Origin of the sequence: Maribacter aestuarii (genome assembly GCF_027474845.2) — a bacterium.
Classification (GTDB): Bacteria; Bacteroidota; Bacteroidia; order Flavobacteriales; family Flavobacteriaceae; genus Maribacter; species Maribacter aestuarii.
Map to the genome: position 1 here is coordinate 3,778,624 of NZ_CP107031.2, position 21,218 is coordinate 3,799,841.

Consider the following 21,218-nt stretch of genomic DNA (forward strand, 5'->3'; position numbering starts at 1 on the left):
AATTTCTAAACCACGCCTATTTCAAATGAAAAGAATTTCCCTTTTTATTGTTTGCCTATTCTTAGTATCACAATGTAAAAAAGCACCAGCTGAACCTATAGGATTGGTTACCGAAAAGGCGATGGTCGTATCGGCCCGGGAGGAGGCCTCAAAAATAGGGGTTGAAATCATGAAAAAAGGTGGAAATGCATTTGATGCGATGGTAGCAACGGAAATGGCTCTGGTCGTAGCCTATCCTTTTGCCGGAAACCTTGGTGGTGGTGGATTCATGGTTTACAGAAAGTCCAATGGTGATGTAGGAGGACTAGATTATCGTGAAAAGGCGCCCCTTGCAGGGCATAAAGATATGTATTTGGATTCCCTCGGGAATGTAATTCCCGACATGAGTACGTTAGGCGCTACAGCGGTAGGTGTTCCTGGCACCGTTGCCGGAATTATTAAAGTTCATAAAAAATTCGGTTCCCTCCCCCTCAAAGATATTTTTGAACCGGTAATAGCCTTGGCGGAAAAAGGAGTTGTAGTTACCGCAAACCAAGAAAAAAGACTGGCAAGCCAACGGGAAAAATTTATCGAGGTTAACGGTGATAACACAAAATTTGCCACAGAATTCAAGGAAGGAGACGTTATTGCCTATCCCGCTTTGGCCAATACTATGCGTAGTATAGCGGAAAAGGGAAGGGACGGATTTTACAAAGGGGAAGTCGCCCAAAAGTTAGCTACTTTCATACAGGAAAAAGGAGGTTTTGTTACGGAAGAGGACTTGGCCAGATATGAAGCCGTTTGGCGCCAACCTATCATTTTTGATTATAAGGACCTGCGGATTATTTCCATGAGCCCCCCAAGTAGTGGCGGTGTAACGATCAACCAGATATTCAAAATGATGGAACCCTATGATGTGGCCGATTTTGGTCACAACTCGGCCAAAACCATACAATTATTCACCGAAGCATCTCGAAGGGCCTATGCCGATCGCAACTATTATCTAGGTGATCCTGATTTTGTGGATATTCCATTGGATGTTCTTTTAAGTGGTGGCTATTTAAAAGAACGGATGCAAAATTTTTCCTTTGATAGGGCCACCAAATCGTCCGAAGTGGAGCATGGAAATATAGAAATTGTAGAAAGTATGGAAACTACGCATTACTCTATCGTAGACGCCGAGGGTAATGCCGTATCCGTAACCACCACCTTGAACGGTGCCTATGGTTCTAAACTGTACTCCGATGAATTGGGCTTCTTTTTAAACAATGAAATGGACGATTTTAGTTCAAAACCGGGCGTTCCCAATATGTTCGGACTTATAGGCGCAGAAGCCAATAGCATTGCTCCTGAAAAGCGTATGCTGAGCAGTATGACGCCGACCATTGTGGAGCGGGACGGGAAATTGTGGCTTGTGGTCGGCACCCCTGGTGGATCCACAATTATTACGGCAGTAGCCCAAACGATTTTGAATGCATACGAATTTAATATGAGCATGCAAGAGGCCGTAAATGCACCTCGCTTTCACCACCAGTGGTTGCCGGATATGGTGATTTTTGAACCAGAAGGTTTTCCGGAGACCCTAAAAGAGGAAATGAAATCAAAGGGGTATATCATTAATGAAGAACGCACCCCTATTATTGGAAAAGTCGATGCAATCCGTATTCTACCCGATGGAAAATTAGAAGGCGGCGCCGATAAACGAGGAGATGATGCTGCGGTAGGATATTAAGCCCACAAATAGAAAATAAGTAAAAAATCACCTGTACGGCCTTGTGAAGTCCAAATCCTATAATTACAAAATGAGAAGAATTTTGAAAATCTTACTGAAAATAGTTTTAGGGGTACTAATTCTTGGGTTAGTAGCCTTTGGGATTATTTATGCCATATATAACGAAAAACTTCCTGAGGGACGATCTGGTCCAGAGGCTGATGCCCTTGCCGAAAATATGCTAGCCACTCTAAATTACAAGCAATACCAAAACACCCGCTTTTTGGAATGGTCTTACCAAGGAGGAAAAAACAAATACAAGTGGGATAAAGAAAATGGTTCTGTGGTCGTAAAATGGGATAATTATGAGGTAAAGGTCGATTTAATTGCGCCAGAATCTAGTTTGGCTTTTAAAAACGGCGAACGTTTAAATGAAAATGAAAATCAGGATATAGTTGAGAAAGCTATAGACTATTTTAATAATGACTCCTTTTGGCTTGTGGCGCCTTACAAGGTTTTTGATAAAGGCGCATTGCGCAGTATCGTTGCTTTAGAAGATGGTTCGGAAGCACTTTTGGTTACCTACACCTCTGGAGGGACCACCCCGGGCGATTCTTATCTATGGATATTGCAGCCCAACGGCTTTCCTAAAAGTTTTAAAATGTGGGTAAAAATCATTCCCATTGGTGGACTTGAAGCGACTTGGGACGATTGGTTGGTGACCCGGAGTGGAGCGTTCCTGCCCAAATCCCATGAATTCGGTCCCTTTACGCTCTCGTTGGGAGATGTAGAAGGTTACAATAATCCCTAAAGTTCCGCTAGCCCATACTCGTTCAGCACAATTTCCCATTCTTTGGATTCCATGATTTCCAAAATGCGCTGTGATATCTGTTGCTCCAACAGCGTGTGCGTTTTTGGAAGTCCAAAAGCATAGAACTGCACATCAAATTTTATGGGTAATAGTTGAAGTTCCCGTAAGGAGGAATCCTTTTGAATCCTATATTTTAATATGGGTTCATCGTATAGGAATGCATCTATCTTTCCCTTTTTAACATCGGTTAGGCCGGGCACAACACTCGGATAAGTGCTCACATTCTTAAAAAAATGTTCGGATAAGAAGGTGCGGGTACCGGATTTGGCTATAGTGCCAACTTTTCTGTTCTTAAATTCGTTAAACCCTTCCGGATTATTACTCATCTGGTTTACGGTTAGACTGGAAGCTATACTCGCCGTGAGTCCGGAAATGAACAAAAGTCCGCCGAACATTAATACCAAGGCGGAAATTTTGCCCATCCGTGTTTTGGGCGCCTTATCACCATACCCGACCGTGGTTAAGGTTACTGCGGACCACCACAGTCCGTCCCAAATACCTCTATACGTTGGTCTGAAATTTTCAGGATTTCTTTTTCGTTCAAAATACCACCCAAAAAATCCGAAGATTAAAATAATCAATAATAGCAAAAACAATCCCTTGAGAAAATTGAGGTTAAAGAAACCTTTTATAAAGGTCATGAATTTACTGAAAGACGAAACTTGGGCTACCGTAACTGTGGAATTGGATGCAAAGAAAGAATGGGTAAACTCCATCTCCTTGCTTCTATTGCTAGTAATGGTTAAAGGGTTAATGCTTACGTCTATACCTCCCGTTTTTAAGGAGTCTAGCATATCGGAAAAGTTCATCTGCACCATCTTATACGGTTTACCTATATCTTTAGCAACCTGCTTCCATAACCAAACATTTAGACCGTCCAGTTTACCTTCATTTTCAACGATAAAGGGTGCAGCGGGTGTAAACCCGACCAATAGTGTGTCGTTAACCTTTTGACCATTTGTAGCCAAACAGCATAAAAATCCCAGCATGTATAAAATTCGTTTCATGCGTATGATGTATTTGAAAGCTACTAAATATACAGTATTTTAGAAAAAAGTTGTGTTTGTAAGAGGATGAAGAAAAAGGTATATTTTTTATAACTACAGTAAAATCAAAATCCCATGACAATAAGACTATTGCAACCTGAAGATATTACACAACAGCTCCAAGGCCAATTGACCGAACTGTATCATCAATTAAATTCAGAAATAAAACAACTCTCTTTAAAAACCATTTTAGAAGTTCCAGATGCTATCGATGTGGTTTGTTGTATGGACGGGAATACACTAATCGGTATTGCTATGATGGCCAACTACAAGGTAGTCTCAGGTTTTAAGGGCATGGTGGAGGACGTTGTTGTTTCGGAACTTCATCGGGGCAAGGGCATCGGTCGTAAATTGATGGAAAAACTGTTGGAACGGGCCACTCAAAGAAATCTGAACGATATATTACTTTTTAGCGGTCATCATAGGACAGCGGCCATCAGTCTCTACAAGAGCTTGGGATTCAATTTAAAAAGTAGTGGACTCTACGTTAAGAAGTTAAACTAATTTCTATTCTACCTTTTTGACGTGTTGCAACTGGTTTTTAAGTTCTTGCATGGATTCCTGCAACTGGCGTAACAATCCACTATCTGTTGTAGCATCTACATTAAAGGTAATCTTACTGCTTACCTCCCATATTTCCTGAACTTGAAACGGTTTTATATCGTAAGGTGGGTAAGTTTCGTTCAGCGAAACTAAAGTAATGTTATTGGAATTTGGCCGTTTTTCTATTTTCTTGACCATAATCGAGTCTTGAAGTACCACTACATACATCTTGTTTGCGCTTACATGGTCTATATGCTCTATGGCCCTCGCCAGTACCCATTCACCTGGGTGCAAATTGGGCAACATACTATCTCCCTCAATTTGAAAACCACGATAGGTGGCATTTCTGAATTCAGGTATGGGCAGATCAAAAGCGGGTAGTTGTCGGTACCAACTGGTGTCCGATATATTTTGCGGATAACCGGCCGCGGCTTTCGCGTTCACCAAGACCATGTTATCACTATCCGAGGAATCTACGGTTACTACTTTAGGAATAACACTGGTGTTGGAGGTTTCCAAATACTGTTGGTCACTTTCCCCGAATAACCACAAGGGATTTATTTTAAACTGCTTTAAAAGCTCGGAAACCACTTTCCCGGATAATTTGGTGCGCCCCCGTTCAATGTCCGCAGTGGTATTGGATACGCCAAGCAGGGCTGCAAAATCGGCCTGTGTGTAGCCTAATTCTCTGCGTATATCCGTAAATCTTTTTAAAGTAAGTTCATTTTCCATACTCAAATATAGTGATTATGGATTATATCCAAAATTTTATTTGGATTATTTCCATAATTAGGAATATATCCATAATTTTGGAATATATACCATAACTATGAACTTTGAGCGTATAAAGGAAAAGTTGAACATTTTGGCGGACGCCGCCAAGTATGATGTGTCTTGTTCCAGCAGCGGTAGTAATCGCACTAATAAGAACAAGGGTCTTGGCGACAGTACCGGAATGGGCATTTGTCATAGTTATACGGAAGATGGCAGATGCGTGTCCCTTCTTAAAATTCTATTGACCAACCATTGCATTTTTGATTGCGCTTATTGCGTAACACGTAAGAGTAATGATGTGAAGCGTGCGGCCTTTAAGATTCAAGAGGTCGTTGATTTGACCATCAATTTTTATAGAAGGAATTATATTGAAGGCTTGTTCTTAAGCTCGGGAATCTTTAAAAGTCCAGACTACACCATGGAACGTTTGGTGGCCGTCGCCAAAAAATTGAGGGAAGAGGAAAACTTCAACGGCTATATTCATTTAAAATCCATTCCAGGGGCAAGCGATGAATTGATGTACGAGGCCGGATTATATGCAGATCGGTTATCTGTAAATATCGAAATCCCCACTATTTCCGGCCTTAAATTACTTGCACCGGATAAAAAGCACGAAGATTTCCTGAAGCCAATGCTTAAAGTAAAGAATGAAATTGTTCGCTATAAGGCCGAAAAGAAAATCATTAGGAGTACACCCAAATACGCTCCCGCCGGTCAAAGCACCCAAATGATAGTGGGCGCCACGGGTGAGTCCGACAAAGATATCATGTATTCCGCAACTCATTTTTACAAGAACTATAATATGAAGCGTGTGTACTATTCCGGTTATGTTCCCGTAGCGGATGATAAGCGATTGCCCGCCATAGGCACGCAGGTTCCTATGTTAAGGGAAAACAGGTTGTACCAGACCGATTGGTTACTCCGTTTTTATGGTTTTGCAGTGAACGAAATTGTGAACGACGACCATCCCAATTTGGATATGGATGTGGACCCTAAGTTATCATGGGCACTTCGAAACCTGCATCACTTTCCTGTGGATATCAATAAGGCGGATAAACAAATGTTGGCACGGATACCGGGCTTAGGAATGCGTTCGGTTCATAAAATAATGCAGGCAAGAAAGTTCCGAAAACTGAATTGGGAACATTTGCAGAAAATTGGATTAGCCCTAAACCGCGCCAAATATTTTGTGGTATGTGATTCCCGAGATTGGGAACGACGCGATTTGGATGCAGGTAGAATCAAAGGAATGATTTTACAAACATCAGCTGGAAAATTTCGAAATCAATACAGCAGTCAATTATCATTATTTAATTAAGATGCTCATGAATAATTTAAATAACCTTCCTACACGACAAAAGACCCATTTTTTAGAACAAGGCCGTGAAACCTTATTGAATTTGGGATACCGATACATAACTTTTAAAAGTAAGGTGAGAAAAAGGTTGACGAAGTTTGTGAAAATTCCAAAGTCAGTGGAATAACCTTCGGAATGAAGATTTAAATCGTCATTAGCCTTTCAAAATAAAAGTATAGAGGAACTTAAATAAAAAAGTATGAATACGTCAAAAACATTAATCTACGATGGAAGTTTCAACGGATTCCTAACGGCTGTTTTTGTCGCTTTTGAGGAAAAAATTGAGGTAGCTGACATTCAACGCAAAGGGCAAACACAAAATGGGCTGTTCGCGGAAACGGAAACGATTTTCACCCACTTGGAGAAAGCCAAACGGGTATGGAACGGTATCCGAAACCGGAGTAACACCGCTATAAAAAACATCTACTTTGCTTTTTTGAGCGAAAAAAAAGGGATAGAGCCCCTACTCTTCCATTATATCAAAAAATTGATGAGCGGTACTCAAAATAAAGCCTCTGACTTTTCTGATGATTGTATTTTAAAAATCAGTCAGCTCGCACAGAAAGTGGGAAGGGAAAAACACCGTATGGAAGCCTTTGTACGGTTTCAATTGACCCAGGACAACGTTTATTTCGCGAATATTGAGCCGGACTTTGATGTGCTTCCTTTAATTTCAAAACATTTTCGTAGCCGCTATGCGGACCAGCAATGGATCATTTATGACGTAAAGCGCAAATACGGTATTTATTATGACCTGAATAAAGTGGAAATAATTTCATTAGACCTTGAGGACACGTATGCCAATAGCCTAAATAAAAATAAGGCGTTCACATCAGAAGAATATGAATATCAGGACCTGTGGAACAATTACTTTCAAAGTACCAATATTAAATCCCGAATCAATAAAAAACTACATACACAACATGTGCCCAAACGCTATTGGAAATATTTAAGTGAGAAGAAAGAGGCGGTTTAGTGCCAATAAATATAAATTAAGAACTTAGTTGCCAAAATCTTAAAATAAAATGTAGAAATTCTTAATTTCGTTATGCAGACATAAATTTAATTAAAGTTCTAGTTAGCTATACGCTGTAAAATTTTTTACCAAAGAGGAAAAATTTATTGATGTTTAAATAAAGAGATTTTGAAATTAAAAATACTTTTTTTTGTTTTTTTTATTCAAATGCTATCCGCTCAAACAGAAGAATTAGAAAAGAATCTTTGTTTTGTTAAATGGCACAAGTCTTATTGGATAGGCGGTGATTGTCAACCAAACTTTTATTCAATGCCCGTAAGCTATGGACATTGGGTGATTTTCTATCCTAACGGTACGACTAAAGTAAGTGACGGCCCAAGGCCATATTTTGGTGAATGGAAATTCGACCCCAAGAGAAAGATGCTCATTACTGTAGACAGAAAGGGCTTAAATCAGAATAAAATAGTTAGACTAACTGAAGCTGAATTCGTTTATAGAACTATAAAGCCCGGTGGAGAGGTTACGTATGGATTAAAAAAAATAGAATAACTAAATAAGTCTCTATATCTGATAATTAGCAATCCAGAATCTCAATAATAAATTCAAAACAAGTATAAAAAATTCTTAGTAAAGCATTACGAAATGTTTAGTATTTATATAGGGTCCATCAATCCGAACACTATCGTTTTTTCTGCCTAGGTTTCATATAGTAGACCGAAAACGAAACCGGACTTATAATAATCACTTTCGCTCTCCAATAAACTGGTCGCTCTTATTTTTAAACAGCACATTAAAAGTGGTTAGGCTACCATAAATTCGAGTAATATACTGCTGCAGGTCTACCTTCTCCTGATCATCCAAATTTTTACTGCTGTTTATTTTTTGTTCCATAACGCGGATACGGTCCCTCACCATCACTATTTTGTGAAAAAACGTATCAATGGGAATTTCCTTATTGCTCAACCCCGTTTCACCAGGCTCTAAGACGAGGTTACCACCTTTCCACTTGTCGGCAATGGCCACACGTTGGGTAGCATCACTCCATTTTTGAAGAATGGTGACCAACGAGCTCTCTACATCAAAAAAACTAACGGTATCCACTTCATTTTCAACCGATTCGATAACCTCAAAATCGCTATCAATTTCAATGGTCTCCAACCCATTTTCCAAAAAAGTGACCCAATACTGCGAGGCGGATACATTGGTGACAACACCTTTTCCGTATTCCGGATGATTAATTCTAGAGCCAATTCCCAATAATTGCATGTATACCAAATTATAGTTCTTTAACAAATTTATACCCTGGTCCCTAGAATTCCAAGATTGTACTTCACTTTACAAGAAGAAACTTAAATCCTGTTTTCGTTTTATTATTTAGTGTATTTTAAGGCATTATCTTTTTTAGTAACCACGAATTACACTTCTTATGAAAAAATTGACCATACTATTCCTTTTAGCCTCCTTGGTTGTCGCCTGTGGAAAGCAACAAAAAGAGGTCCCAAAACAAAAGCCAATTAGTAAACAAAAAGTTTTGATCATTGACGGTCAGAACAATCACTACATCTGGCCTAAAACGACCATGATGATGAAAGATTATTTGGAACAAACTGGATTGTTCGAGGTTGAGATCCGTAGAATGGATTCCGTTTGGTTAGGGATAAAATACAACGAGAACAGACCGGAACCCTATACCATGTTTATTGAAAAATACCCCGTGGGCAATGCTTCATACGCTATTTCCCACGAGCCCATAAAGACCTCCAATTTTTCTATGGATTTTGATAAGTATGATGTAATTGTATCCAACCTAGGTTTTGATGCGGCCTTATGGCCGGAGGCTACCAGAAAAGAATTTGAGGACTATATGAACAATGGTGGCGGACTCTTGGTGGTACATGCGGCCAATAATTCATGGGGCAATTGGGAAGAATACAATAAAATGATTGGTTTGGGTGCTTGGGGAGGGCGTGATACAAGTTCTGGTCCATACGTGTATTATAATGATGATGGTGAAGTTGTGCGAGATAGTACCGATGGGGTTTGCGGCTCTCACGGAATAGAATATGAGTTTGAAATCACTACTCGCGAAAAAGAGCATCCTATTATGAAAGGATTACCTGCAAAATGGTTACACACGCAAGATGAGATGTACGAGCGCATGCGCGGTCCTTTTGAAAATGCGACTATTTTGGCTACCGCCTATGCCGATGTTGAAAAGAATGCTCCCCCATGGGACCCTAACGTTAAAGGTCTAGGGCAGCATGTGCCTATGTTAATGGCTATAAACTATGGTAAAGGAAGGATTTTCCATACCACTCTGGGTCATTTTGACTATTCTATGGAGTGTGTCGGTTTTATAACCACATTGCAACGTGGTGCGGAATGGGCGGCTACCGGAAAGGTGACCCAAAAAATTCCAGAGGATTTCCCATCCACCGGCAAAACTTCATCAAGGAAATGGGGCGAGTAATGACTACGTATGTTTATTACTAACGATGAATTATCGAAGTCTATTATCGCACCCCTCCCTCCTACGGGTATCGATTAGGTAAATGATTTTCCAAGCATGCGCCTCCTTGAAAAGTTGGAAGGAATTAACTCCACAATGGTGAAACTCGCTATTCAGCCAAAATTCATAGGGGGTCCAAACATTGGCCATTGGGCCATCTATCTCAACGGAATAATCTAAAATCTTTTCCTCAAATTTTACAGAATCGGGAATACTCACAATGGAACGAATCATATCCTCAAAGCGCTCCGTTCGTAAACGCTGCACTCCATCTTTTCCCGCACCTATGGTTTGAAGTGTAATTTCTTGATGTACCAGACTTTGCATTCCTACCGAATCTTGTGCGTGAAATGATTCGAAAAATTTCTTTATGGTATTTTTCACCGCCTCCTCTTCTTGAGACCATCCAATTGCAAAAGTGAGACTGAAAAAAAGAATCATTAACTTTTTCATGATATTCCGCTTTTTAAAAGAGTAGGCTAAAAATAACGATATTCTACCTATTGGCAGAGATGTGCGCATTATTGTACCAGAATCATAATCTCGCCAAAACTCCTTATTTTTATCCGCTTAAATACAATTAGATGTCCATAGCTAAAAAAGAATACAAAAGAATAACAGTAAAGTCCTTGGTGGACATGAAAAAGAACGGCGAGAAGATTTCCATGCTAACCGCTTATGACTATTCCATGGCCAAAATAGTAGATGCCGCCAAAGTAGACGTTATCCTTGTGGGTGACTCCGCAAGTAACGTGATGGCTGGTCATGAGACTACCTTACCGATTACCTTAGACCAAATGATATACCATGCTTCTTCCGTAATTAGGGCAACCGAAAGGGCATTGGTAGTTGTGGATTTACCGTTCGGAAGCTACCAGAGTGATCCAAAGGAAGCTTTACGGTCAGCTATTCGAATTATGAAAGAAAGCGGTGCACATGCCGTAAAAGTGGAAGGTGGAGCTGAAATCAAGGAATCCGTTAAACGTATTTTAGCGGCGGGTATTCCAGTTATGGGACATTTGGGACTTACCCCACAATCCATTTATAAATTTGGGACCTATACGGTTAGGGCCAAAGAAGACGAAGAAGCTGATAAATTAAAGGAAGATGCCTTAATGCTGGAAAAACTGGGCTGTTTTGGTATTGTCTTGGAAAAGATACCTGCCGAGCTCACTAAAAAAGTTTCTGAAAGTCTTACCATACCCACCATTGGTATTGGAGGTGGCAAACATGCGGATGGCCAGGTATTGGTCATTCATGATCTTTTGGGCATGACACACGAGTTCAATCCGAGATTTTTAAGGCGATACATGAATTTATATGAGGAAATGGGCAATGCCATTTCCCATTATGTAAAAGATGTAAAGAACAAGGATTTTCCGAGCGATGAAGAACAATACTAGTCGTCATTACCATGCAAAAGCACTTCATCCTTAATCGTTTTTATATTTTGGTCCTGGTCCTTTTAAATGTAGGCTGTGATCAAATTTCCAAGGAAGTGGTTCGTACCAACGTTGCGCAACAAGACTATATACCGTTAATCGAACACTATTTTATTTTGACCAATGTCGAAAATACAGGAGCAATGCTGGGTTTTGGTCAAAACTTTTCACCGTTTATGAAAATGGTTTTGTTACAGGGGTTACCGCTTTTGGTTTTGCTGATAATTTTATTTCGAATGTTGACCAAAACTAACTTAAACCCTTGGATGGTGATTGGTTTTGCCTTTGTCATCGGGGGCGGTATGGGTAATTTAATAGACCGCATATTTTATGGTTCAGTAACCGATTTTTTCCAAATACGATTGGGCATTTTTACGACCGGAATATTCAATATGGCTGATGTAGCCGTTACTCTGGGGGTAATCATAATTTTAGCATTAAGTATTAAGAGAAAAGAAGCGACTTTTTAAAAATCGATAATCCAAACTCCTTTGTCCAAAAAACAACGTTCCAACCCTACCAATCTTCAAGTACTTTTTGAAGACAATCATCTCATTATAATCAATAAAAGGCCAGGAGATATAGTTCAGGGTGATAAAACAGGGGATACTCCCTTGAGCGAAGTGGTAAAGGAATATCTAAAAGTAAAGTATCAAAAACCCGGAAACGTATATTTGGGAGTGGTGCATCGTTTGGACAGGCCTACCTCTGGTATCGTATTATTTGCTAGAACCTCAAAAGCCTTACCTAGACTTAACAAGCTTTTTGCCGAAAAAGAGGCTGAAAAGACCTATTGGGCCATTGTAAAAAACATAAACAAAGAGGAAGATACCCTTATACATTGGTTGAAGCGCAACCCAAAGCAGAATAAATCTTACGCGCACATTAATGAGGTGCCGGACAGTAAAAAAGCAATACTTGGTTATCGAACCTTGAAAAAACTAGATCGGTATTTCCTGTTGGAAATCGATTTAAAAACAGGTAGACATCACCAAATCCGCTCTCAATTAGCTGCAATCGGAAGTCCTATTAAAGGGGATTTGAAATACGGTTTTGACCGTAGTAATAGTGATGCAAGTATTCACTTGCACGCCAGAAAACTACATTTTGTACATCCAGTAAAAAAGGAACCCCTCACCATTATAGCTCCCCCGCCAAAAGATCCCATTTGGGATGCGTGTTCTTAATATTTGTATTTTTAGAATTCCATAACAACACTAAAAAAGAATTATGATTAAGAAAATATCGGCTTTTTTACTTTTTTGCCTATTGGTCAATTGTGGAAGTTATAATTCTATCGACACCTTCTACAACACCCATAAAAATGATGATCAAGTTACCGCGATTCGCGTGCCACAATTCATGCTTACCCTAATTAGTGGAATTTCACCCGAAATGGAATCCTTGGTGGGCAATACCAAGGATTTAAGATATATGCAATTTCCCAGTGCAACTCCGGCTAGAACCGATTTCTTGAATAAACAAATGAACGGCATAACCGGGAATTCCTTTATTGAGGTTTATCGTAAAAACGACAATTTGAAACGAAATATCGTTTCTATACGAGAGAAGAAAAATACCGTTAAGGAAATATTGATTTATAATAATAACAATCAGACAGGTTCTTTCCTTTACTTCAATGGAAATTTTGACCCCGTAAAAATAAGGGACATGGCCAAAAACAATGAATTCGAGACCCTAGGCGATGGATTGCTCAATCAATTTGGAGCAGGCACTCCCGGCATCAGTCCCGAAGATTAGTATTCTTGGGTTTATCGAGAATAGGCAAGCGCTTTTTCCCTGATTATCTGTGAGACCGGTTTATTTTCCAAATGACTTTCTAACCACGAGATAATGTCCAAGTACAGAAAGGCACGCTTCTCGTAAGGGTGATTCTCATATTTCTTTAGTTCGGTATGCAGTTTTTGGAACTCAGACCTTAGTTCATTCGGGTAGATGCCACCAAGATTTCTGAGGAATTTTATCATTTCTTTTTGAACTGCGTGTAAATCGTTCATCTTTAATAAAAACTTATAGGTGCTTTTTAATTGTACCTCTAAATGGTAATCCATTCCGGCCTCATAATGCGCCACCAGGCTCAAAACCCTTGCGAAGCACATAAGGTCCTCTCGCATCTTTAGGCTCTTATTATCAATTATCTTCTTCAGATAAAGAATACACGTTTTATTATCGCCAACGCCAAAATACAAACAGGCAATCTTATAATACAGTACCAGAATATGGTGGGCATCTATGCGATCTTTATGTTTGTTGATGCCAAACTCTATTATTTTTACCAGATAAAGACCTTTTTCAAAAGTGCCTTCTAGAAAATGTAGATTAAGTTTATTGGCATTCAGGTAAATGAAAGCCAATGAATTTACGTTGTCATTTTTAGGAAAATCCTTTTCTTGAATAGTCTGTTCCAAACGTTCTAGTACTTCTTTAAACTGAGAGCTGTATTTTACATAAAACAAGGATTCTAATAAATAATGATTTCCTTTTAAAAAGAAAACCGGATTTAAATAAATCATCTCCTTATTCTCATAAAATAAGTCTACCCATTTACTGGCATACTTGTAACAGGAAAGAAAATCCTGTGTTAGAAAACTATACCAAAGGTGAGCCTTGTAAAGCCATAATTTTTCCCGGAAGCCCAAAGTATCTAAATCGTATTTTGGCAGATGTTTTTCGAAGTATTTTTTAACCTGTTGGTAATCCTCATCACTTCTAACGTAACCTACCTTTAACATCATCCCGTAAAGCTGAAGGGATAAGTTAGAGAGTTTGCTTGTCATTACGTTCTGCCCAGACAATTCCTTCGCCTGTACCGCCAGCTCATCCGCCCGGTCCGGTATGCTCCGTGTTATATATTGGGTCTCAATAATTTTCTCCAACTCCACAATTTCATAGGCTATATTCTTCTCCTCGTTTTCTATCGCAACAGTCTTGGCCTTGTCCAAAATCTTAAGGCTTTGTTTGTACAATCCCTTTTGGTATAAGATGGTCGCGAAATCCAATTGCTCCCGGATTTGAACACGGATATTTTGGTTTACCGGATTCAACCGTAAACTCACAAGAATCTGCTTGTATAGGTGTGCCTTTAAATTGGAAAGTTGTGCTTTTTTTACAATACCACTTTCTAAAATGGTCTTCTCGTCATAATTTTTTAATTTGTCCAACAGATTGAACAATGCCAGAAACTTGGCATCGGTATTTACACCCAACCTGCCAACGTACAGTTTAAATTGTCGTTTCTCAGATTTGGAAAGTGATTTAACCAGAATGAACAGCGCATCTTTATGTGCATTTGTCATCGTAAAAAAAAGAGTTTAAATAATTGATTTTCAATATATTGATTACGCAAAAAAGTGTCTTAACGTTGTAAATGCTATAACAAAATTTATCAATTTTGTGTATAGGGTCATATATTCGTTTAACTAGCTAAAACTACGTAAATATAATGAGTAAAGATATAGTACAGATTTTTGATACTACATTGAGGGATGGCGAGCAAGTTCCAGGATGTAAACTGGATATGGAGCAAAAGTTGGTGATAGCGGAACGGTTGGATGAGCTTGGGGTTAACATCATTGAAGCAGGTTTTCCCATATCGAGTCCGGGAGATTTCAGGTCCGTCGAAGCAATTTCCAAAATTGTTAAAAATGCTACCGTTTGTGGACTTACCAGGGCAGTTAAAAAGGATATTGAAGTAGCAGCCGAAGCATTGAAGCATGCCAAAAAGCCAAGAATACATACGGGTATAGGAACTTCCGACTCGCACATAAAATTTAAATTCAATTCTAACCGAGAGGCTATAATTGAACGCGCGGTCGATGCCGTTAGTTATGCGAAGACTTTTGTAGAAGACGTAGAATTTTATGCCGAGGATGCAGGAAGAACGGATAACGAATTTTTAGCCAGAATATGTGAAGCCGTGGTAAAAGCAGGAGCTACGGTGCTTAATATTCCTGATACCACGGGATATTGCCTTCCAGAGGAGTACGGTGCAAAAATGAAATATCTTAAGGAGAACGTTAAGGGGATAGATAAGGCCATTTTATCTTGCCACTGTCATAATGATTTAGGCCTTGCAACAGCCAACTCTATCGCAGGTGTTATAAATGGTGCTAGACAGATCGAGTGCACCATAAACGGCATAGGGGAAAGAGCCGGAAATACATCCTTAGAGGAAGTGGTGATGATCTTAAGGCAACATCCCGATTTAAATTTGGACACCACTATCAATAGCAAATTGCTTTATGACACCAGTAAGATGGTTTCCCAAAAAATGGGAATGATGGTGCAACCCAACAAGGCTATTGTTGGTGCCAACGCTTTTGCACATAGTTCAGGGATTCATCAAGATGGTGTAATTAAGAACAGGGAAACCTATGAAATAATCGACCCTGCAGATGTAGGGGTAACCGAATCATCTATTGTGCTTACCGCAAGGAGCGGTAGAGCTGCTTTGGCCTACAGGGCAAAAATTGTGGGATATGAACTCACCAAACTGCAACTGGATGAGGTATATGAGGAGTTCTTAAAGTTTGCGGACAGCAAAAAAGAGGTCAAAGATGAAGACATACATCAAATCATCGAATTAAGTAAAGTCGACGCCCAAAGCGTCAGTTAATTATGCATTTAGACATAGCCGTTTTAGGGGGTGATGGTATTGGGCCCGAAGTCGTCGCGCAATCCATAAAATGTCTTCGTTCTGTTGAGGAAACATTTGGTCATAGTTTTACGTTTACAAAAGCCAAAGTTGGTGCCGTTGCCATAAAGGAAACCGGTGAGCCGCTTCCAGAAAAAACACTTGAGATTTGCAAAAAATCAGATGCCGTTCTTTTCGGGGCTATTGGTGCTCCCGAATATGATGGAAATCCCACGTCTAAAATATGGCCTGAGCAAGGCTTGCTAAGGCTTCGGAAAGAACTAGGCCTTTTTGCCAATATCAGGCCCGTTAAAGTTTTTCCTACCCTTATAAAACAGTCCCCTTTAGCAAAATCTACCGTACAGCATACTGATCTTGTTATTTATAGAGAACTTTCTGGCGGAATATATTATGGGGAAAAAATCCAAGATGAAAGTCAGAGTTCAGCCACCGATACCTGTACCTACACCGAGAGCGAAATTAGCAGAATAAGTCATTTGGCATTTAAAGCAGCTCGTGCAAGACGTAAAAAAGTTACTCTTGTGGATAAGGCCAATGTTTTGGAAACCTCTAGATTATGGCGTAGAGTGGTGCATACCATAGCTGAAAGCTATCCTGATGTTTCTTTGAATTGTTTATTTATTGATAATGCGGCGGTACAGATGATTTTGAACCCTAGCCAATTCGACGTGATTTTGACCGATAATATGTTCGGTGATATTTTATCTGACCAAGGAAGTGTTATAGCCGGTTCAATAGGCCTTTTACCCTCAGCTTCGGTGGGAACGGAACACGCCATGTTTGAACCAATTCATGGGTCCTACCCAAATGCAAAAAATAAGAACATAGCAAATCCTGTCGCATCCATTCTTAGCACGGCTATGCTTTTACAACATTTTAAAATGGATGAAGAATCCGATGCCGTGGTTGCAGCGGTACTCAAATCATTTTCCAAGAAAATTGTTACCCCGGATATTATGGGTAGCAGTAAATATGGCACCAATTATGTGGGTGATTTTATTGCCGATAATATTATGGAATTGGATGGAAGTTTCAATATAAACGATGAAAACATCGGTCTGGGAAAATCCACTATTATATAGGTATTAAATTATTCCGCCAGAAGACCTTTCAAAAAACTATCAAAATCCTTTTTGAATTCAATATAGGCATCGCCCGTAGCTGGGCCATTGAAACCGGTATGGATTCTTCTAACCTCGCCTTTTTTATCAAGGAAAATCGTTGTGGGATAAGATAACACATGATTCAGCATGGGTAGCTTTTCTTGAGCTTGGTCCTTATCGGAAGTCCCGAACTGAGCCAATAAAATAGGATACTCCACTCCTATCCTATCCGTTAAGCGTTGTATACTTTTAAAAGCTAAAGCCTCGGTCTTTGCATATTCAAAGGCCAAACCTATAACCTTCAAGTCTTCGTGGTTATTTTCGTCCAAATAATCTACCAAAAATTTTGTCTCGTCCAAACAGTTGGGGCACCACGTACCCATAATTTGGACTATAACAACCTTATTCCTATACTCGTCATCATTTAATGAAACTACCTCACCTTCACTATTTGGGAATAAAAAGTCTAATTTATCATAGCCTTCTTTAAGAAAGGTCAGTGAGTCCGGACTAGGTAATTCGTAATCTGCATTTTGAAACGCAACGAAAGGTTCTTTAAAATGATTCCCGGAGTAAAACGTACCGTTCAAAATACTATCCTTTAATTGAGCAGCGAACAAAAAAGCGTGTGCCCCATCAAAGGCGGACAATTTTAAGGAGTCGCCATCCATCACGCCTTCCAAAAAGCGATAATCTCCGGTCGTGGTTCTAAAAGTACCTGAAACTTTCTGGCCTTTTTGCGTAAAAATTCCTTTACCCATATAACTCTCTTCCGTATCGGGACTAAACTCAGTTTCCCAAATACCGGATATATCCTTTGTAGTTGGCTTTGGATTGGAGAATCTCTCTTCCATGCCATGTGTCGCGTGAAAAGGAACAATTCTATCCAAACTTTCCTTTATAAACTTTCCTTTAATACTGCTATCTGAAAACGTACCAGCGATGTAACCTTCAAACACCGGAGTTCGAATCCATATTGAATCGCCATTGACATCAATTTCATCAACTAGAATTTTTTCATCCGCATTAAAGATTTGTAAGGAGTAATCTCCATTTTCGGCCTTGAAAACTTCAAAGTTGAAAGGAAGCTGCTGGCCATCCATAACATCCAAACGAGCTTGCCAAACACCTTCTTTCAAGTCCTGTGCTTTTTCCGCTTGTTTACAGCCGAAAACCAATATCAAACAAGAAATAACAACTAAACGTCTTTTCATCCGAACTTAATTTAGACAGCGAAATAACAACTAAAATGGAAGAATTGAAAATTAAAAACAATTACTGCGGCTCATATTGAATCTGTTGGGGCATTGTTTTATCTTTACCCACTTTAAAATCGAAGAATGAAGATTTCTTATAACTGGTTAAAACAGTTCATTAATATAGATTGGGAATCCCAGAAAACGGCGGCGTTACTTACAGACCTAGGTCTTGAGGTGGAAGGCATTGAACCTTTTGAATCTCTTAAGGGGGGATTGGAAGGAGTTGTCGTTGGTCATGTTTTAAAGTGCGAAAAGCATTCCAATGCGGACAAACTAAAGGTTACCATGGTGGATATTGGAGCAGCAGAACCTGTTCAAATTGTTTGCGGTGCCCCGAATGTTGAAAAAGGTCAAAAGGTACCTGTTGCAACCATTGGCACTACCCTCTTTACAAACGAAGGCGAACCTTGGAAGATAAAAAAAGGTAAAATACGTGGAGAGGAAAGTCATGGGATGATTTGTGCCGAGGACGAACTAGGTCTTGGAGAAAGCCATGATGGTATTTTAATCTTGAACGATAAGCTAAAGCCAGGAACGCCCTGTTCGATGATATTCGAAATAGAAAAAGACGAGGTCTTTGAAATAGGCCTAACCCCTAACCGTGCGGATGCCATGAGCCATTATGGAGTGGCCCGAGACCTCAAAGCAGGTTTAAAGCAGAAAGAGATTACCAAGGAATTGATAACTCCCTCTACCAGTCATTTCAATGTAGACAATAGATCCCTAAAGATTGATGTTGAGGTAGAAAAAAACGAACTGGCACCAAGATATTGCGGTGTGACGCTGAGCAATCTCATCGTTCAACCTTCTCCTGATTGGCTTAAGCATCGCTTAAATGCTATCGGAATTACACCAAAGAACAACATCGTGGATGCCACGAACTATGTGTTACATGAACTTGGTCAGCCTCTACATGCCTTTGATGCCAATAAAATTAAGGGAGGAAAAATTGTAGTGCGGACCATGCCACCAGGTACCAAATTTACAACGCTGGACGGTATAGAGAGAGAACTACACGAGGAAGACCTTATGATTTGCGATACTGAAAAGCCCATGTGTATCGCTGGGATTTTTGGTGGGCTGCATTCTGGGGTTACTGAACATACTACTTCTATATTTTTGGAGAGCGCGTATTTCAATCCCATTTCCATTCGTAAGTCTGCCAAAAGACATGGGCTTAACACCGATGCGTCCTTTCGTTTTGAAAGAGGGATAGATATTGAAAATGTGGAATATAGTCTCAAAAGAGCCGCTTTATTAATAAAGGAAATTGCCGGTGGAGATATCACTTCGGATATTGTTGATATCTATCCGAACAAAATGAAAGATTTTGAAGTTTTCTTGGCTTTCGAAAAAATAGACAAACTTATTGGCCAGAATATCCCACAAGACACCATAAAATCTATTTTGGCTTCTTTGGATATTAAGGTAAGGAATGTCACCGAAGCAGGAATGGGATTATCCGTACCTTCCTATAGGGTTGATGTACAGCGACAAGTAGATGTAATAGAAGAGATTCTAAGGGTTTATGGTTATAACAATATCAATTTTAGTGAAAAACTCAATGCATCCGTTGCACCAACTGGACGCTTGGACGACCATCGAATTCAACATATTATAGGGAACCTTTTGGCGTCAAAAGGATTTTATGAAATATTGACCAATAGTCTTACATCACCACATTACAACAACTTTTTAGAGGATACCGATAAGGGCACTACCTCCGTGGAGATTATAAATCCTCTTAGTGGAGATTTATCAGTACTAAGAAGAAGTTCTCTTTTTTCGGCGTTGGAAGTTGCAAAATATAACATCAATAGAAAGCGATCCAATTTAAGGCTGTTCGAGTTCGGAAAGACTTATCACCAATCAAGTTCAAATCGCCATGAAAGAAAATACTTGAGCATTTTGCTTTCTGGTAGTGTTAACGAACCAAGTTGGACAGGCGAGAGCGGTCAAACTGGTTTTTTTAAAATGAAATCGATTGTAGAAACAATTCTTTTGAGACTTGGAATAAACGCTACCATTAGTATTCCAACGTCGTCTACAGTGTTTTCAGAAGGTATTACCCTTACAAGTCGTGATAAAGCGTTAGTATCGCTCGGCGTCGTAAAAAAATCAATTGCAAAGCAATTTGATTTAAAGCAAGAGGTATTGTTCGCCCATTTTGAATGGGATATGATTTTAAGTCTTTTGGAAAATAAGAGCATAAAATACAAGGAAATACCGAAGTTCCCAGAAGTAAAGCGAGATTTTGCACTCTTATTGAACGAAGCGACTACTTTTAAGGAGGTGTACGATATTGGGTTCAGGACAGAAAAAAAGATGCTTACCAACATCACTCTTTTTGACGTCTACCAAGGGAAAAGCCTTCCAGAGAGTAAAAAATCTTATGCGGTAAGTTTTACCCTTCAAGATTCTAAAGGTACGCTTACGGACAAACAGATTGATAGAATTATGGCCAAATTGCAAAGCAATTACGAGCGGGAATTAGGCGCAGAACTTAGATAATTACATCTTAACGGGAAGAAAAACAGAATCAATCTCATGGATTACTCCATTACACTGGTTTGAATCTGCCAATATAATCTTGGCTGAATTTCCTGCAGGGTCGGTTAGTATAATATCAATTCCGTCCATGGTGGCCGTTATCTCCTCACCCAAAATTGTTGTAAACTTTGCCTTTCCATTTCCTTGGCACATGGCCCTGAGAATTTTGGATGCAGAAAGTTTACGGGCTATTATATGATAGGAAAGAATGTTCTTTAGAGCTTCAGTGTTTTGTGGGTCTAGCATTCTGCTAAAGGTTGCTTTCGAAAGCTTTTCAAATGCGAGGTTTGAAGGCGCAAAAACTGTGAATTGCCCGTCATAATCTAGAACTGCGTCCAATTCCGTTGCACGTAAAGCGGTTAATAACGTAGTATGTCTTTCCGAGGTTTCCGTATTTACAATAATGGATTTGTTAGGATCCAT

General features: G+C 39.5%; 21 protein-coding genes. 14 read left to right on the plus strand and 7 right to left on the minus strand.

Annotated elements, in window-relative coordinates:
- Positions 1–25 precede the first annotated feature (25 nt).
- Complete coding sequence (gene ggt / locus N8A89_RS17235) at positions 26–1,711, plus strand: gamma-glutamyltransferase (protein ID WP_289644667.1); 1,686 nt, start codon at positions 26–28, stop codon at positions 1,709–1,711.
- A 70-nt stretch (positions 1,712–1,781) separates the two neighbouring features.
- Positions 1,782–2,501, plus strand: a complete 720-nt coding sequence (locus N8A89_RS17240) for a hypothetical protein (protein ID WP_281540317.1) — start codon at positions 1,782–1,784, stop codon at positions 2,499–2,501.
- On the opposite strand, the gene N8A89_RS17245 is transcribed toward N8A89_RS17240, so the two are convergent.
- Positions 2,498–3,568: a transporter substrate-binding domain-containing protein gene (locus tag N8A89_RS17245; RefSeq protein WP_281540318.1), complete on the minus strand. Its 1,071-nt coding sequence runs from the start codon at positions 3,566–3,568 to the stop codon at positions 2,498–2,500. The genes N8A89_RS17240 and N8A89_RS17245 overlap by 4 nt on opposite strands.
- A 114-nt stretch (positions 3,569–3,682) precedes the next feature.
- Between N8A89_RS17245 and N8A89_RS17250 the strand changes: the two genes are divergently transcribed.
- Complete coding sequence (locus N8A89_RS17250; RefSeq protein WP_281540319.1) at positions 3,683–4,111, plus strand: GNAT family N-acetyltransferase; 429 nt, start codon at positions 3,683–3,685, stop codon at positions 4,109–4,111.
- A 3-nt stretch (positions 4,112–4,114) separates the two neighbouring features.
- On the opposite strand, the gene N8A89_RS17255 is transcribed toward N8A89_RS17250, so the two are convergent.
- Positions 4,115–4,882, minus strand: a complete 768-nt coding sequence (locus tag N8A89_RS17255) for an XRE family transcriptional regulator (RefSeq protein WP_281540320.1) — start codon at positions 4,880–4,882, stop codon at positions 4,115–4,117.
- Between the two features lie 97 nt (positions 4,883–4,979).
- On the opposite strand from N8A89_RS17255, the gene N8A89_RS17260 reads away from it, so the two are divergent.
- The 3 genes from N8A89_RS17260 to N8A89_RS17270 all read left to right on the plus strand — a co-directional run bounded on the left by N8A89_RS17260 (position 4,980) and on the right by N8A89_RS17270 (position 7,806).
- The gene (locus tag N8A89_RS17260) at positions 4,980–6,242 is read left to right on the plus strand and encodes a putative DNA modification/repair radical SAM protein (RefSeq protein ID WP_281540321.1); all 1,263 of its coding nucleotides are present in this window, start codon (positions 4,980–4,982) and stop codon (positions 6,240–6,242) included.
- 238 nt (positions 6,243–6,480) lie between these two features.
- Positions 6,481–7,257: a TIGR03915 family putative DNA repair protein gene (locus N8A89_RS17265; RefSeq protein ID WP_289644668.1), complete on the plus strand. Its 777-nt coding sequence runs from the start codon at positions 6,481–6,483 to the stop codon at positions 7,255–7,257.
- Positions 7,258–7,566: 309 nt separating this feature from the next.
- Positions 7,567–7,806 carry a hypothetical protein gene (locus tag N8A89_RS17270; RefSeq protein WP_281540322.1) on the plus strand — a complete coding sequence of 80 codons (240 nt, stop codon included), beginning with the start codon at positions 7,567–7,569 and terminating at the stop codon, positions 7,804–7,806.
- Positions 7,807–7,998: 192 nt separating this feature from the next.
- On the opposite strand, the gene N8A89_RS17275 is transcribed toward N8A89_RS17270, so the two are convergent.
- On the minus strand, positions 7,999–8,523 hold the full coding sequence (locus tag N8A89_RS17275) for a hypothetical protein (RefSeq protein WP_281540323.1): 525 nt from the start codon (positions 8,521–8,523) through the stop codon (positions 7,999–8,001).
- A gap of 160 nt (positions 8,524–8,683) precedes the next feature.
- Here N8A89_RS17275 and N8A89_RS17280 point away from each other — a divergent pair, with 160 nt between their 5' ends.
- Positions 8,684–9,727, plus strand: coding sequence for a ThuA domain-containing protein (locus N8A89_RS17280; RefSeq protein ID WP_281540324.1), 1,044 nt, complete (start codon positions 8,684–8,686; stop codon positions 9,725–9,727).
- 30 nt (positions 9,728–9,757) lie between these two features.
- On the opposite strand, the gene N8A89_RS17285 is transcribed toward N8A89_RS17280, so the two are convergent.
- On the minus strand, positions 9,758–10,219 hold the full coding sequence (locus N8A89_RS17285) for a nuclear transport factor 2 family protein (protein WP_289644669.1): 462 nt from the start codon (positions 10,217–10,219) through the stop codon (positions 9,758–9,760).
- A gap of 131 nt (positions 10,220–10,350) precedes the next feature.
- Between N8A89_RS17285 and panB the strand changes: the two genes are divergently transcribed.
- From panB to N8A89_RS17305, 4 genes are read left to right on the plus strand one after another with little or no spacing between them, the layout of a single operon-like run.
- Positions 10,351–11,169 carry a 3-methyl-2-oxobutanoate hydroxymethyltransferase gene (gene panB, locus N8A89_RS17290; protein WP_281540326.1) on the plus strand — a complete coding sequence of 273 codons (819 nt, stop codon included), beginning with the start codon at positions 10,351–10,353 and terminating at the stop codon, positions 11,167–11,169.
- Between the two features lie 11 nt (positions 11,170–11,180).
- Positions 11,181–11,678: a signal peptidase II gene (gene lspA / locus N8A89_RS17295; RefSeq protein WP_281540327.1), complete on the plus strand. Its 498-nt coding sequence runs from the start codon at positions 11,181–11,183 to the stop codon at positions 11,676–11,678.
- Between the two features lie 21 nt (positions 11,679–11,699).
- Positions 11,700–12,395 (plus strand): RluA family pseudouridine synthase, encoded by a 696-nt coding sequence (locus N8A89_RS17300; protein ID WP_289644670.1) that lies wholly within the window; start codon positions 11,700–11,702, stop codon positions 12,393–12,395.
- A 43-nt stretch (positions 12,396–12,438) separates the two neighbouring features.
- The gene (locus N8A89_RS17305) at positions 12,439–12,969 is read left to right on the plus strand and encodes a DUF4252 domain-containing protein (protein ID WP_281540328.1); all 531 of its coding nucleotides are present in this window, start codon (positions 12,439–12,441) and stop codon (positions 12,967–12,969) included.
- A gap of 11 nt (positions 12,970–12,980) precedes the next feature.
- On the opposite strand, the gene N8A89_RS17310 is transcribed toward N8A89_RS17305, so the two are convergent.
- Entirely contained in the window at positions 12,981–14,525 is a 1,545-nt protein-coding gene (locus N8A89_RS17310; protein ID WP_281540329.1) for a hypothetical protein, read from the minus strand.
- A 146-nt stretch (positions 14,526–14,671) separates the two neighbouring features.
- Here N8A89_RS17310 and N8A89_RS17315 point away from each other — a divergent pair, with 146 nt between their 5' ends.
- On the plus strand, positions 14,672–15,844 hold the full coding sequence (locus N8A89_RS17315) for a 2-isopropylmalate synthase (RefSeq protein ID WP_281540330.1): 1,173 nt from the start codon (positions 14,672–14,674) through the stop codon (positions 15,842–15,844).
- Between the two features lie 2 nt (positions 15,845–15,846).
- Entirely contained in the window at positions 15,847–16,965 is a 1,119-nt protein-coding gene (gene leuB, locus N8A89_RS17320) for a 3-isopropylmalate dehydrogenase (RefSeq protein WP_281540331.1), read from the plus strand.
- Between the two features lie 8 nt (positions 16,966–16,973).
- Here leuB and N8A89_RS17325 read toward each other — a convergent pair whose 3' ends face one another.
- Positions 16,974–18,200 (minus strand): peroxiredoxin family protein, encoded by a 1,227-nt coding sequence (locus tag N8A89_RS17325; protein ID WP_281540332.1) that lies wholly within the window; start codon positions 18,198–18,200, stop codon positions 16,974–16,976.
- Between the two features lie 126 nt (positions 18,201–18,326).
- Between N8A89_RS17325 and pheT the strand changes: the two genes are divergently transcribed.
- Positions 18,327–20,756, plus strand: coding sequence for a phenylalanine--tRNA ligase subunit beta (pheT, locus tag N8A89_RS17330; RefSeq protein WP_289644672.1), 2,430 nt, complete (start codon positions 18,327–18,329; stop codon positions 20,754–20,756).
- Here the strand turns inward: pheT and N8A89_RS17335 are convergent, their stop codons facing one another.
- Complete coding sequence (locus N8A89_RS17335; RefSeq protein WP_281540333.1) at positions 20,757–21,218, minus strand: fasciclin domain-containing protein; 462 nt, start codon at positions 21,216–21,218, stop codon at positions 20,757–20,759.